Origin of the sequence: Mesorhizobium loti, from assembly GCF_013170705.1 — a bacterium.
In the GTDB taxonomy this organism is placed as follows: domain Bacteria; phylum Pseudomonadota; class Alphaproteobacteria; order Rhizobiales; family Rhizobiaceae; genus Mesorhizobium; species Mesorhizobium loti_D.
The window spans coordinates 6106892-6121761 of sequence record NZ_CP033334.1; the positions used below are offsets into that span (position 1 = coordinate 6106892).

11 protein-coding genes are annotated in these 14870 nt (G+C 63.6%); 8 read left to right on the forward strand and 3 right to left on the reverse strand.

The annotated features are described in order from the left end of the window. Window positions 1-13: 13 nt before the first annotated feature. From EB815_RS29895 to tssH, 3 genes are all read right to left on the reverse strand, one after another. Entirely contained in the window at window positions 14-1543 is a 1530-nt protein-coding gene (locus tag EB815_RS29895; protein ID WP_162258873.1) for a peroxidase family protein, read from the reverse strand. A 381-nt stretch (window positions 1544-1924) separates the two neighbouring features. Continuing rightward, window positions 1925-2599, reverse strand: a complete 675-nt coding sequence (locus EB815_RS29900; protein ID WP_056564955.1) for an N-acetylmuramoyl-L-alanine amidase — start codon at window positions 2597-2599, stop codon at window positions 1925-1927. Between the two features lie 251 nt (window positions 2600-2850). Further along, on the reverse strand, window positions 2851-5661 hold the full coding sequence (tssH, locus tag EB815_RS29905; protein WP_056564958.1) for a type VI secretion system ATPase TssH: 2811 nt from the start codon (window positions 5659-5661) through the stop codon (window positions 2851-2853). A 336-nt stretch (window positions 5662-5997) separates the two neighbouring features. Between tssH and tssA the strand changes: the two genes are divergently transcribed. From tssA to tagH, 8 genes are read left to right on the forward strand one after another with little or no spacing between them, the layout of a single operon-like run. Further along, window positions 5998-7161 (forward strand): type VI secretion system protein TssA, encoded by a 1164-nt coding sequence (gene tssA / locus EB815_RS29910; RefSeq protein ID WP_056564960.1) that lies wholly within the window; start codon window positions 5998-6000, stop codon window positions 7159-7161. Window positions 7162-7167: 6 nt separating this feature from the next. After that, window positions 7168-7707, forward strand: a complete 540-nt coding sequence (gene tssB, locus EB815_RS29915) for a type VI secretion system contractile sheath small subunit (RefSeq protein ID WP_056564962.1) — start codon at window positions 7168-7170, stop codon at window positions 7705-7707. 3 nt (window positions 7708-7710) lie between these two features. Then, complete coding sequence (tssC, locus tag EB815_RS29920; protein WP_056564964.1) at window positions 7711-9216, forward strand: type VI secretion system contractile sheath large subunit; 1506 nt, start codon at window positions 7711-7713, stop codon at window positions 9214-9216. Window positions 9217-9264: 48 nt separating this feature from the next. Further along, window positions 9265-9720 carry an Hcp family type VI secretion system effector gene (locus tag EB815_RS29925; protein ID WP_056564966.1) on the forward strand — a complete coding sequence of 152 codons (456 nt, stop codon included), beginning with the start codon at window positions 9265-9267 and terminating at the stop codon, window positions 9718-9720. Then, window positions 9707-10462 carry a type VI secretion system baseplate subunit TssE gene (gene tssE, locus EB815_RS29930; protein WP_056564968.1) on the forward strand — a complete coding sequence of 252 codons (756 nt, stop codon included), beginning with the start codon at window positions 9707-9709 and terminating at the stop codon, window positions 10460-10462. Before EB815_RS29925 ends, tssE begins: the two co-directional genes overlap by 14 nt. A 1-nt stretch (window position 10463) precedes the next feature. Beyond that, window positions 10464-12338 carry a type VI secretion system baseplate subunit TssF gene (tssF, locus tag EB815_RS29935; RefSeq protein ID WP_056564970.1) on the forward strand — a complete coding sequence of 625 codons (1875 nt, stop codon included), beginning with the start codon at window positions 10464-10466 and terminating at the stop codon, window positions 12336-12338. Further along, the gene (gene tssG / locus EB815_RS29940; RefSeq protein ID WP_056564972.1) at window positions 12302-13405 is read left to right on the forward strand and encodes a type VI secretion system baseplate subunit TssG; all 1104 of its coding nucleotides are present in this window, start codon (window positions 12302-12304) and stop codon (window positions 13403-13405) included. Before tssF ends, tssG begins: the two co-directional genes overlap by 37 nt. After that, window positions 13402-14868, forward strand: a complete 1467-nt coding sequence (gene tagH, locus EB815_RS29945) for a type VI secretion system-associated FHA domain protein TagH (RefSeq protein ID WP_065005105.1) — start codon at window positions 13402-13404, stop codon at window positions 14866-14868. Before tssG ends, tagH begins: the two co-directional genes overlap by 4 nt. The last annotated feature ends 2 nt before the right edge of the window (window positions 14869-14870 follow it).

Consider the following 14870-nt stretch of genomic DNA (forward strand, 5'->3'; position numbering starts at 1 on the left):
CCTCTCCATTTCTTCAGGTTGCGACGTTGCCGGTTCTTCGATAGGCCCGCCCCGGCATGTCCAGGTTAGCGTACCGCTGGAAGTATTCGTAGAGCTGGTCGTCTGAAACCAGCCTGTCGTCGGCCAACCCCAAGAGCCCCGCCAGATTGCCGGGTTCGGCCGATGACAGGGACAGCGGCATCTGGATTTCGCTGTCTCCGGCATTGAACAGTGCGGCGGCGACGGTGGCCGCGACGATGAACGAGCCGGTCGGTCCCAGCCGGTTGCCGTCATCGCCGAGCACGGCGGCTTCCTGCATGATGTAATAGGACAGAGGGGTCTCGGTCAGGAACTGCGGATGGGCCAGCAGCGTCTTCTCAAGCGCGCCAGCCTGGAAGCTGTAACGCTTCCTGCAGCTTTGCGTGGGCAGCATGGCAGCGCCGGAAAGTACAGGCACATCCGCGGAAAGCGCAGCAGCGACGGCGCCGGCAATCGTCTGGCCTGATGCGATGCCTAGATCGTAACAGCGCCAGCAATCCATGAAGGCGATGGACCGAGGGGCCCCGTCGAAGTCGGCGGCGTGCTGAACCACCGCCATCTCGTAGTTGAGAAACGGGCTGATACGGCGTGCCTTCAGCGCCTTCGCATCGTCCGACTCGATGAAACGGCTCCAGTCGACGGCCCAATTCACGCGGACCGGAACGTCACCATTCGGGCGCTGGCTCGAAAATGCCAGGATCTCGCGCAAGGTGCCGGCTTCCTCTTCGAATGCCTTGTTGAGGGCATAGCGGTCGCGGACCATCGAATGCGCAAACCGCGAGGCGCCAAATGTGAATTCGATCGGCAAGTCCGCCAGCGGCCTCAGCGATGCGACGCCGGGTCCGCGAAACTCCTCGCCATCGAAGAAGTGCGCCCAGACCGCCGGGGCCAGAATTCGCCTGAGATAGTCGTCGACGACGACGCGGCGATAGACACCGGTCAGGTAAAGCCGCGCTTGGTCGAAGGCGGTCTGCGGCGGTACAGCGCGTCGCGCCATCAGCAAATCGACGAGACGGTTGTGCACCAGCATCAACGAGCATTGCAGCTGCGAGAGAATGAGATTGTCGTCGTTCCTGGGGTCGCCGATCAGCGGACGGTAAGGCGCCTTTCGTCCGCACACGCTCAGAAAACCGCTGGAGGCGTCGACGCGCGGGACGTCTCGCGCCCTTTCGACCGCACCATCGACGGGAAGTTTGACCTGCTTGTCGCTGACCCCGGGCAGGCCGATCGGGAATCGACACAGGGTGGTGTCGCTTTCCGATGCGGAGTCATAGAGATGCGAGTCCACAACCAGGCCTCGTCCATAAAGGCCCGACAGATCGAGACTGCCCGAGACGGCGTTCCTCAAGGTGCGCCCGGCATGATCGCCCGGCATGCCAAATATGCGGCTAAAGACGATGTCGTGAAAAGCGAACTGGCCGAAATAGGTATAGGCAGCGGGATTGTCGCTGAGGTCGGGGGAATCGATGGGACCGAGCATGGAGTTCGAGATGTCGGTGAGCGCCGCCTGGGTTCTCTCCGTCATGGAGCCATCTTCTCCAGCCGGCATGAGGCTTATCGGCTTTTCGGCGAGATCGGGAAACAGGAGCCGGCGCCGAAGAGCGTCGCCCGCGTCCGCACCTGCCGCTTCGACGGTTTGACCTCCAGCAGTCCTCGCCATCGCGTTGAGCGCGCGGCGGTGATTTACCAGGGTTTCATATGCCGCATACTCGCCGTGTCTCATCACCACCTCTTTTCGTCAAAGACTATTCCATTCGCACGCGCTCGGCGATGCCAGCCGGCCATATCTTGCGCCCCCGGCCGAACGGCCCAGTCCGAGGGCGGGACGGATTATGTTGGGAGGCCCAAAATCCGTCCCGCCGCCGACCCCCCGGCCGACTTGAGATGCATGGTTGAAGCCTGCCGATCACCCGGTGCAACAGGTCCGGACATCAGTTGGCGCAAGTTTGCCCATCGGGGTCACGCCGCCAATCATCGACGACACGGATTCCGTGCCGGGAGGCGATATGACGAGCTGGCGAAAACGGTTCCAGTCGAAACTCATGCCTGGATCGGGCCGGCGGGCCGGATCGAGCGCGGCATGCGAAACGATGGTCTTGAGGTTCGGGTATTTCGCCCAGCAATAGCGCACAATCCTCGCCGTCACTTCGACCTGCCAGCTCGAGAATGGGGCCGCGACCTGGCTGTTGACGACTTCAATGCCAAGGCTCCAGTGATTGACGCGCTTGGCGCCGCCATTGACCCGCGGATGGCTCTTGTCGTTTCCTACATGCCAGGCCGCCCGCGATTCCGGCGCACACGCCCAGACAATGTTTCCGTGCTGGCTTTCGTTCTCATCGGGAACCAGCCAGTGAAAACTGGCGGTGCCGGCCTGCATCACCGACATCGCCCCGGCCGAGCTGCCGCCGGCAGTCGCATGAATGACAACCGCCTCGATGCCGAGGATCGGATCGAAACGCCGCAAGGACGTCGAGCCCGCCCAGTAATCTTGGACGCCGGGATAGAGCACCTCCGGGATCGCAAATGGTGCCGGCCTGCCCGCGGCCGGCAAATCGAACAGGTACGTCTTCGGATCCGGCATTGCTTGCTCCTGCAAAGCTCGCGTTTGACGCCCCGGTATCGCAACGTTGGCGTGAAACCAGCGTGAACCATGTTCCGCCGCCTCGGAGGCATCACTGGCCATCAAGAGATGGTCCATCGGCCAGCAGCGCCTGATCAATCCGATTCTCGATAGAATCCAGCACGTTCTGGGAGTATGATCGCCGCGGATACGCTATACTCGAAGCGGCTGCGCCACCGTGGCAATCCTTGCTTGACCGGCATTCGCCCGAGCTACTCGAAGGAATAGGTGAAACCTTCCTTGGAGGCGCCAACGGTGACCTTTGACATTTTCTCGCCCGCGAGCGACCGGTCGAGCACGCCCCGGCTCAGTTCCGGCAGCAGCGTGTTGGTCAGGATGGCATCGATCATCCGTCCGCCGGATTCGATCTCGGTGCAGCGGGCCTTGACCAGATCCATGACACCGTCGCCGATTACCAGTTCCGCATCGTTGGTCGTGCGCAGCCGGCGAGCGATCTTGGCAAACTGGTGACGGGTGATGGCTTCGATCATCCCGTCCGAGAGCGGGTAATAGGGAATGGTCACCACCCGGCCGAGGAAGGCAGCCGGGAAGACCTTCAGCAGCGGGCTGCGCAAGGCGATGTCCAGATCGTCAAGTCCGGCCCGTATAGTGCCGTTCCCGGTCCGCTCCATGATGACCTCCGAGCCGACATTGGAGGTAAGCAGGATCAGCGTGTTCTTGAAATCGATCCGTCGCCCCTCGCTGTCGTCCATCATGCCCTTGTCGAAAACCTGGAAGAATATCTCGTGGACGTCGGGATGCGCCTTCTCGACCTCGTCGAGCAGGATCACCGAATAGGGTTTTCTGCGCACGGCCTCGGTCAGGATGCCGCCCTTGCCGTAACCGACATAGCCGGGCGGCGCACCTTTCAAGGTGGACACCGTATGCGCCTCCTGGAACTCGGACATGTTGATCGAGATCAGGTTCTGTTCGCCGCCATAGAGGGTTTCGGCCAGCGCCAGCGCGGTTTCAGTCTTGCCGACGCCCGAGGGGCCGCAGAGCAGGAACACGCCGACCGGCTTTTCCGGTGCACCGAGCCCGGCGCGGCTGGTCTGTACGCGCCTGGCGATCATCTCCATGGCGTGATCCTGGCCGACGACCCGCTCCGAGAGCGTGGTGGCGAGCTTGAGCGCCTTTTCGGTCTGGCTCGACAACATCCGTCCAGTCGGGATTCCCGTCCAGTCCTGGACCACGGCGGCCACGGCATTGCGGTCAACCGAGGGCAGGATCAGCGGTGTCTCGCCTTGCGCCGTGGCCAATTCGGCCATCAGCTCGCGCAACCGAGCAAGGTCGGCCGCCGGATCCGACGGCGCCGGATCGGCAGCCGCCGGCGCCTCGGCCCTGGCTTTGGCCGCCTTGGTCTTCGTCGTTTCCGCCTTCGCCGTTTCCGTCTTGGGCGGCTCAGTCTTGGGCACCTTGGTCTTTTCCGCGTCCGTCACTGCCGTTTCAGTGTCAGCCTCAGCGGTCGCCTCCGCATCGAGCGGCACGCCCTCACCGCGCAGCCGCGCGCGCAATTCGAGTATCTCGGCGACCAGCGCCTTTTCACGCTCCCAGCGCCCCTCGGCGGCAGCCAGCGTGGTCTCGGTTTCGGCTAACCCGGCTTCAACCCGCGCCTGCCGCTCCGCCACCTCGATGCCGATCGCAGCCTCGCGACCGATGATGCCGCGCTCGACCTCCAGCGCCTGGCGGCGGCGAATGATGTCCTCGACCTCGGCCGGCGTCGCGTGCTGCGATATGGCGACACGGGCACAAGCGGTATCGAGCAGGCTCACCGCCTTGTCCGGCAGTTGCCGCGCCGGGATGTAGCGATGCGACAGGCCGACCGCCGCCTCGATCGCCTCATCGAGTATCTGCACCTCGTGATGCTTCTCCAGAACGCCGGCCACACCGCGCAACATCAGCACGGCCACCGCCTCCGACGGTTCGTCGATCTTGACCACCTGGAAACGGCGGGTCAGCGCAGGGTCTTTCTCGATGTGCTGCTTGTATTCGGCCCAGGTCGTCGCCGCGATCGTGCGAAGTTCACCGCGCGCCAGCGCCGGCTTCAAGAGATTGGCCGCGTCGCCTGTTCCAGCCGCGCCGCCGGCGCCGATCAGCGTGTGCGCCTCGTCGATGAACAGGATGACCGGCGTCTCGGACGACTGAACCTCGTCGATGACCGCCTTCAGCCGTTTTTCAAATTCGCCCTTCACGCTGGCGCCCGCCTGCATCAATCCGACGTCAAGCATGCGCACGCTGACGCCTTGCAGTGTGGGCGGCACGTCGTCCGCGGCGACACGCAAGGCAAAGCCCTCGACCACCGCGGTCTTGCCGACACCGGCCTCGCCGGTCAGGATCGGGTTGTTCTGCCGGCGCCGCATCAGGATATCGACGATCTGCCGGATTTCCGGATCGCGGCCGACGACCGGGTCGATCTTGCCGTCGCGGGCGCGCTGGGTCAGGTCGGTGGCGTATTTCGCCAGCGCCGAATCCCCGCCTGGCCCCCGCCGCGGCGCTTCAGGGGCGGAGACCGTGGTCGAGGCGCCGGCTTCGAGCGAACCTTCCACGACGTCGGCGAACCGCGCAATGACCGCGTCGGCGTCGATCTTGTCGAACTCGCCGCTGATCTTCGACAGCAGGCCTTCCAGCACCGGCGTCCTCAGGCAGGCAAGCAGAATATGTGCGCTGCGGACTTCCTCGACGCCGAACTCGAGCGTTGCCAGGTTCCAGGCCTCCTGGATGGCATGAAAGATGTGGTCGGAGAATTCCTCGATCGAGGTCGCGCCATAAGGCAGCTTGTCGACGGCGCGGGTCATGTCGGCCGTGAGCCGGCTCGCATCCACGCCCGCATCGGCGATGATCATCTGCACATCCGAGCGGTCGGAAAGCACCAGTTGCTCGATGAAATGGACCAGTTCGACATAGGGATTACCGCGCAGTTTGGCGGCATCGGCGGCAGCCTTGAAGGCGCGGACACCGACAGGATTGAGCTTGCCGACCAGTTCCTTGCGTTTGAAAGTCTGCGATGACCGGCGCTGTTCCATCGAACGTGCTCCTGCAGTCTGCCAGCTGATAAACTGCCACATAAGACGTCACTTGACAAAGAGCGTCATGGACGATGTCCCGATGCCCGGTTTAGCCGGCTCCTTTCCATTTGTGGAAAGTCCCGCACCCTTGACTGCAAAAAGCCACGGCACTGGACGCCCCTCCGCAACGCGGTTCGCATGCTGCCAAGGCAACCGCGCCGTGGATTTCAGCGCTCGTGAGGCGATCGCGTTTAGCTTCTGTTAATTTTTGAGCGCTCGTTGAATTGTGGTAAAGTGCAACCGTGTGATAACGTTGCGTCACATATGGCTTGAGGCTGGTCGCTGGGGGTTTGTGTGATTGATGTCGCACTCTGGCTTAGTCCGCTCGACGGTGAAAATCCGTCAGGGGAAGACTTGCGCAACGACCCGGCTTTTCACGAGCTGGAGCGCCTGACCGAACCCGAGATCAAAGTCGTCCACGACGGCAACAACAAGCCCACGTCGCAAAGCACCATTCCGGTCGACTGGTCCGCCGTGCTGGCGAAGGCGGGGGAATTGCGTGCGCATGGCCGCGACCTGCGGCTGCTGGTCATCGTCACCCGCGCGCTGGCCAATGAAGAAGGACTGGCCGGGCTCGCGCAGGGGCTGACGCTTATTGCGCAGACCTTCGACCAGCATTGGGAAACCATGCATCCGGCACTGCGGCCCAACGCTTCGCCTCGCGATGCCGCCTTGCGCCGTATCAACGCGCTGCTCGACCTCCAGAACAGTCAGGACGGGTTGTTGGCGAACCTGAGGCAAATGATTTTCTTTACGCCACGCTCGATCGGGCCGGTCAGCGGACGCGACCTGGAACAAAGCGCGCTCGACGACCGCGTCATGCTCCAGGAAGCCGCGTCGGGATTGAACACCGCGGAAAAGGCCGCACTGGTCAGCGCACACGGGCAATTGTTGAACCGGGTGCGCGCCGGATGCGCGGCACAGATCGATCAGGCCGGTGCGGAGATGGTCTCGCTCGTCGCCGACGCCCGGGCGGCGATCGCGGCCCTCGACGCGGTCGAAACGGCGCTGGACGCCCGTCTCGAAGGCGGCGGCGCTCCCGTTCCGGAATTAAAACGGTTCCTGCAGCGTTTGCTGACGACCCTCGAACGGAATTCGGCAGCCGGCGCCGTGGCGAATGGCGTGGCCAAGCCGGCTGAACCGGTAACACCTGCTCGAAACGGTCATGGAGCCGAGACTATGACAAGTGCGGCAAGCTACGCGGACTCGAGCACGGGGCTTCCCGACCGGATCTCCTCTCGCGACGACGTGGTCAAATGCCTGGACCTGGTCGTCGCCTTCTATGACCGCACCGAACCGTCGAGCCCCATACCGCATCTGGCGCGGCGCGTGCGCCGGATGGTGCACATGGATTTCGTTGAACTGATGGAAGATCTCGCCCCGTCTGGGCTGAAGGAATTCCGGCTTCTTGCCGGCGTTCCCGATGTCAAGAAGACGGCTCAGAAGGATGAAAGGTAACAGCACATGCCAGCCGAAAGCAAAGCGAAGGTCATCGAACGAAATCGCGCGCCGCGGGTGCAGATCGCCTACGACGTGGAAACCTACGGCAGCCCGACGACGATCGAATTGCCGTTTGTGATGGCCGTGATGGCCGACCTTTCCGGCGCTTCGCAGACCAGGGAAGCATCGAAATCGGTGCTCGACCGATCCTTCGTCGAGACCGACGCGAACCGCTTCCCCAAATTCATGGAAGCGCTCGGGCCGCGCGTCAAAGCCCGGGTGAAGAACACGCTGCCGCAGGCCGAAGGCCAGGAGCGCGACGAGGAACTGGCGCTCGATCTCACCTTCACCAAGATGGGTGATTTCGCCCCCGACAAAATTGCCGAACAGGTGCCGCAACTGGCCGAGATCCTGAAGATGCGCCGCCAGCTCGAAGAGTTGCTTGGCTTCATGGACGGCCGCGTCGACGCCGAAAAACGCATCGCGCAGCTTCTGAACAACGAGCCGCTGCTTGGCAAGATCGCCAGCCAGGCACTGGCCGACGACGACAAGGCAGGGGAGTAAACCATGGCCGAACAGCAAAAGACCGCCGCCGTCACCGCTGATGCCGAAGCCATAAACCTCGACGAATTCAGCGGGCTCCTCGAGAAGGATTTCAAGGTCAAGAAGGACGACAGCGAGAAGCTGCAGCAACTCGTGCGCAATCTCGCGCTCGCGGCGCAATCGCGTTCCGACACCACGACCATCTCGTCCAATGCGATCAAGTCGATCAAGTCGCTGATCGCGGGCATCGACAAGATGCTGACGACACAGGTCAACGAGATCCTGCACGCGCCGGAAGTGCGCGAGATGGAGGGCACATGGCGAGGCCTCTGGTATCTCGTCAACAACACCGAGACCGACCAGAAGCTGAAGATCCGGGTGATGAACATCTCCAAGGAACAGCTGGCCGACACGCTCGAAGACTATGAAGGCCAGATGTGGGACCAGAGCCCGATCTTCAAGAAGGTCTACACGGACGAGTATTCGATGCTGGGCGGCGAGCCGATCGGCTGTGTGATCGGCGCCTACGAATTCTCCAACCACCCGCGCGATGTCGGCTTGCTGCGCAATATTTCCGGCATCTGCGCCTCGGCGCACACGCCGTTTATCGCCGCCGCCTCGCCCCGCCTGTTCCGCATGGACAGCTGGCAGGAACTGCCGAATCCGCAAGACCTGCAGCAGATCGTCTCCAACCCGGCCTATGCCTCGTGGCAGTCGCTGCGTGAGAGCGAGGACGCACGCTATATCGGCCTGACCATGCCGCGCGTCCTGGCCAGGTTGCCCTATGGCACCGATACCGTCCCGGTGAAGGGCTTCACCTTCGAGGAAGAGGTGCAGGGCGATCACAACAAATATGTCTGGATGAACGCCGCCTTCCCGATGGGCGTCAACATCAACCGCAGCCACAAGCTTTTCGGCTGGGGCACGCAGATCCGCGGCGTTGAGAATGGCGGCACAGTGCTTAACCTGCCGGTGCACAGCTTCCCGACCGACGACGGCTCGATCGCGATGAAATGTCCGACCGAAGTCGCCATCGACGACCGGCGCGAGGCCGAACTGGCCAAGCTCGGCCTGATGCCGATCCTGCACCGGAAGAACACCGATCTCGCGGCCTTCATCGGCGCCCATTCGCTGCAGGACGACGAAACGCGCGCTGGCCGGCTAGTCGACCCCGATGCCCAGTCGAACGAGCGGCTGAGCGCCAACCTGCCCTATCTCTTCCCGGTCTCGCGCTTCGCGCACTACCTCAAGGCGATCGCGCGCGACAAGGTCGGCTCGTTCAAGGAACGCTCCGACATGCAGATCTGGCTGACCGAGTGGATCAACCGCTACGTGCTGGCCAACCCTGCCTTCGCCGACGACAAGGCGCGCGCCAAGCGCCCGCTGGCGGCGGCGGAAGTCCAGGTGGACAGCGTGGAGGGGCGGCCGGGCTACTACAACGCCCGCTTCTACCTGCGCCCGCATTACCAGCTGGAAGGCATCAACGCCTCGCTGCGGCTGGTATCGGAACTGCCGTCCGTGAAGACCTGATTTGCAGCAACCAAACCTTGTTTTGTTTGAAAGCGGTGGAGAAAGACAATGCCAGTCAAGATTGATGGTTTTCTGAAGGTTCCCGATATCAAGGGCCCAAGCACCCGCGACGGCCACTCGGACGAAATCGAAATCCATGGCGTCGACTACAAGATGGTCGCGCCCTATGACCCGAATTCGCTCTCACGCCGCGGGCGCGTGTCGATGGGCATGATCAAGTTCATCAAGCATTACGACAAGTCCTCACCATACCTGGCAAAGGCGTTGTTCGAGAACAAGGCGCTGGATGAAGTGGTGTTCTCCGCACGGCGGACCATCGATGGCGAGACCAAGGATTACCTGGTCGTCACGCTCACCGACGCCTCGATCATGGAATACGACATGTCGCAGGCCGAGGACGAGGAAGACCTGATCCAGGAAGAGGTCAGCTTCGCCTACAAGAAGATCAAGTTCGTCTATGACGGCAATGATGAAGCCGAAATGGATGTCTATGTCGGCAAGTGAGGTTCGGCGGCCCGGCGCGGGCAAGCAGCAGATAGCCGGCAGCTTGCGGGCAAAAAGCGAGGCCGTCCAGCCATCGCTATGGGATCGTCTTGTCAACGACCTGCCGGGCCTGACCTCGGAGATAGACGGGCTGCGCCATGTCCTGCTGGACGAGCTTGGCGCGGACCGCCTCGACGCCTTCGTTGCCGGCAGTGCGCGGACCATCGACGCCGATGCGGAGCTGACGCCAGACCAGAAGCGGCGTCTGCATCGCCTGGCCTTCCAGACCCAGCACCGCGCCGAGATCGAAAGCCGTGGCGTGGTGGTATCGGCGCGCGTCCTCAGGGAAGCAGTGCGGCGCGACATCGAGGCTCTGTTCAACACCGAGCGTTTCGAGGCCACGCCGTTGCTTTCCGACCTGGAAAACGAGCAAATGGCGGACAATCCGCCGTCGCTCGCCGATTTTCCGGAGGTCCGTCGAAGCGTGGTCAATTACGGCGTGCCCTCCTTCTCGGGCCGGTCGTCCCGCGACTTTGACCGCGACGTGCTGGCGCGCGAAATCCGCTTAGTGCTCGCCACCTTCGAGCCCCGCCTCAAGGAAAGCGCGACGAAGGTTACCGTCACCCTGGGCGACAAGACCGTGGGCCTGAAGATCGAGATAGACGCCGTGCTGATCATGACGCCCACACCGGAACGCATGCGCCTGCGCACCACGATCAATCTCGACAACGGCTTGGCGCGGACCGAAATTAGGGACGCCTGAGATGGATCGGGTCTTCGTCGAATATTACGAGGAGGAACTTACCCATATCCGCGGCCTCGCGGCGGAATTTGCCGACATGCATCCGGCGGTGGCGCGCAACCTTTCCCTCGATACGGTGCCCTGCCCGGATCCGTATGTCGAACGGCTGCTGGACGGCGTCGCCTTCCTCGCCGCGCGCACCCGGCTGAAAGTCGACGCCGAGCGTTCGCGATTTTCGCGCAGCGTGCTCGAAGTCCTCTATCCCGATCTGGTCACGCCGGCGCCGGCAACGGCGATGGCCGTGCTGAAACCCGGCCAGCAGGTGCAGACCATGCCCGCCGGCCACGTCGTCAAGCGCAACACGCGGCTGGTCTCCAGCCTGCAACCCGGACTGTCGACGCGCTGCACTTTCTCCACCGCGCAGGACATGACGCTGTGGCCGATAGCGATCACTTCGGTCAGCTATTCTCAGGATCGAAGCGCGCTAGCCGCGGCCGGCATAGGACCGATCGGCGGTACCGGCGGCGCGGCGGCGCTGCGCCTGGGGTTGACGCGGACGGGAAAAGGCAAACTCGACGAATTGGCGCTCGACCAGCTTGACCTCTATTTTGCCGGACGCACCAAGGCGCCGCTTCTGTTCGACGCGATCTTCGGCGCCTGCGTGGCTGTTGGCGCACGGCCGGAAGGCAAGACCAACCGGCTGTCGCCCTTGCCGGCACCCGAAATGGTCGGCATCAGCGACGACGAGGCCTTGATGCCGCGCACCCGCCCGACATTCGAAGGGTACCGCCTGTTGCGCGAATACTTCGTCATGCCGGAGCGCTTTCACTATGTGCGGGTCCAGGGGCTGCAGACCGTGGTGCGCAAATGCGAGGCCGGCCTGGAGATCATCTTCCTGTTCCGCCGCCCCGTGCCCGAACTCGCCGACCTGACGCCGGCGGATTTCGAACTTTTCGCAACGCCGATCATCAATCTGTTCGAGCGTGAGTGCAATGTCGTAGAGCTCGACGCGCGCAAGACGCGGCAGGTGATCCACGCCGACCGCACACGGGCGCGCGACTTCGAGATTTATCGCGTGATCCGCGTCGAGGATGCCGACAGTGAAGGCAGCGACGCCGAGATACCGGAGTTGTTCAGCCTCGGGCAGAACCGCGGCAGTGGCTGGGTCTATTCGACGGAACGACGCCCTAGGCGAGCAACGGAGGATGAACGGCGCGAAGGCCTGACCCGCACATCATACACCGGGGACGACGTTTTCCTGGCCGTATCGCGGCCGCTCGCAAGTCCCGCGAACCGGCCGCTGAAGCGTCTCGACATCATGGCGCTTTGCACCAATCGCGACCTGCCGATCCTCGACGACAATCCGACCTTGACGCTCGAGGCCGGTGACCCGGTCGAATCCGTTCGGCTGCTTGGTGCGTTGCGTCCGCCACAGCCAGCCATCCCGGCGGCGCTTCCCGCCGGAGCCGATGGTGAATCCCGCGCCGACGATCTCGCCTGGCGGCTGGTCGCGCAGCTGGCGCTCAACTTTCTCAGCCTTGCCAGGGAAGGCCGCGGCGTCGATCCGCTGCACGCGCTGCTTGATCTCTATGCCGACCGGGGCGACCCCGGACTTGCCCGCAACGTGCATTCGATCGTGCGCATAGACTCGCGGTCGGTGGTCGAGCGGCTGCAGATCGATGGACCGATGTGCTTCGGGCGCGGCACTGAAGTGACGCTGCATGTCGATCAGTCGGTGCTGGCGGGGCAAAGCACCTTGCTGCTTTCGGCCTTGCTGGCGCGGCTGTTTGCCCGTCATGCCGGAATAAACGGCTTCGTGCGAACTCGCACGCGGCTATTGCAGAAGCAGGAGGATGTGCCATGGCCGATGACGCCCGGCAATCGCTACCTGATCTAGACAAGACACCTGAACCGGACAAGACACCCGAGCTGGACAAGACTGGCCCGGACCGGGCCGAAGGTCTGTCCGAAGCATTCGACTTTTTCGAATTGCTGCGCCGTCTTGAACAGCGCAGCGGTCTGTTCGGCCATTCCGGACGACCCGACCGCGAGCCCGCGAGGCTCGGCCAGCATGTGCGGCTCGCCTTTTCCGCGCGGGACCTGGTTCAGTTCCGCGAAGCCAACGACAAGGCGCCGGCACGGGTCACGGTTGCAAATCTCGGCCTGTTGGGCCCCGAGGGCCCAATGCCGCTGCATCTGACGCGCTGGGTACTCGACCGCCTGTCGCAGCGCTGGTTCGCCGGCGCCGACGCACAGCACACCAGCGACACGACATTCGTGGACTTCGTCAACATCCTTCAGCACCGCATGATCGCCCTCTACTACCGGGCCTGGGCGGATGCGCATCCCGCTGTCCAGGTCGAGCGCGCGGTGGGTGGCCGCGTTCGCGCCATGCTTGAGGCGATGGCGGGGATCGGGCTTCCCGGCACCCAAAATCCTGATCTCGACACCGTCAAGCTTCGCCAGGCCGCGGCGCTCGCCAACCAGGTCGACGGACCGGAAAGGCTCACGTTGTTCCTGGCCGAAGCGTTCAAGGTACCGGTTCAAATCAAGGAATTCATCGCCGCCTGGATAACCATCCCGACGGGGCTCCAGACCCGGCTCGCAAAAGCCTATGCGGGGCTCGGCCGGGGAGCGACCATCGGTCCGCGCGTTTTCAACCGCCAAAGCAGGATCGAACTGCGCATCGGCCCTCTCGGGCTTGAGGAATTCAAGGCATTCCTGCCGGGAGGGTCGCGCCTCAAACTGTTCAAGCAGGCGGTTCGCGACATGGTTGGGGAAACGCTCGACGTCGACCTGCGCATCGTGCTGGCGCGTGAAGCCGTGCCGCCGCCTTGTATCGGAACGGTCCAGCTTGGCCGGACCGCCTGGCTTGCGCGGCCCACCGAAAGGGGGGATGCTGACGATCTGCGGCTGCGGACAATTGTCGGATGGCGGCCGGAAATGGCGGAGGGCGCGGCATGAGCCTGCTGCTGACGCTGGAGCAAGGGCCACGCACCCAGACGGTACGGCAGACCCGGCTGGACGAGGGCGAGCTGGTGATCGGCCGCAGCGCGGACGCAGGCTGGCAGATAAACGATCCCGACATGTTCGTTTCCCGGGCTCATTGCAAGATTTCGGGCGGGCGGGACGGGTATTTCGTCACCGACACGTCGAGCAGCGGACTGTTCATAAACGATTCCGACAGCCCGCTTGGCCCCGGCAAGTCGACGCGCCTTCAAAACGGCATGCGGCTGAGACTGGGCGACTACGTCGTCCATGTCGACTTGCAGACGCCAACCGCCCAGGCACAAGCAGCCAGCCTGCCCATTCCGGAACGCCTGCCGCCGGCATCGCGGGCGCCGGTGAGCATCGGCCGGGATGATTTCTTTTCCGCCAAGGTCGAGGAAGAGCCGCGACGGCCGCGTCCGGCCGATCTGCCCAACCCGTTCGAGCAGCCGATTGCGGGCGTGTTCGAGCGTGCCGCGTCCAGCCAGCGCAGTTCGCCTGCTTTCGATGACCCGTTCAGCCTCGATCCGGTTTCGACGCCTGTGTCGAAAGACGCCGCTCCTTACCTCGAACCCGGCGGCCACGAGAACCAAACGGACCCGTTCAGCCTCGAGCCCTTGCCATCCCTCGGACGCGGATCCCAGCTCGCTCGGGGAAAGCCGTCCGATTTCAATGATGATTTTGGTTTCGGGCCAGCCGCCGCAACCGGGTCGGCAAACGGCGCCGGATCGGCCGGACAGCGCGAGCGCGTTGTCCAGCGATCCGCCAATCCCTGGGATTTGCCCGTGCAAGCGGCAGATGGTCCGTCTCCGGCGCGCGCGGGCGCCGCTGCCGCGCCCGCTCGCCTGCCGGCGGCGGCCCAGCCGGGAGGCATGGCGCTTCGTTCCGCGTTCCTGCGCGGCATGGGCGTCGAGGAAGCCGATTTCCCCGGACGCGACAGCATCGCGGAAATGGAGAAATTCGGCCGTGAATACCGGCTGATGATGGAAGGCCTGATGCAGCTTCTGCGCAAGCGGGCCGAGGAAAAGGGAAACGCCCGCGTCGCCCAGACCATGGTCGGGGCTTCCGAGGTCAATCCGCTCAAGTTTCTGCCAACGGTCGACGACGCCATCGTCACGCTTATCGCCGAGCGCAGCCCCGGATTCCTCGCCGCCGAAGCGGCCATCGCCGACGCGGTTCGCGATCTCGCCCAGCATCACGTGCGCGCCTGGCGCGGCGTGCAAGGCGCCTTGCGACGGATGATCGACCGCTTTGACCCGGCGGCGATCGAGGAAGAGCTGAAATCGAATTCGGCGATCGGCACCCTGCTTTCGGGCGGGCGCGGCGCCAAGCTGTGGGAACTCTACCAGAAACGCCATCGTGAAATCGCCGAGAGCGCGGAGAAAAGCTTCCTTGGCGAAATCGGCGCTGATTTCCGGGACGCATATGAGGAGGAGTGAAA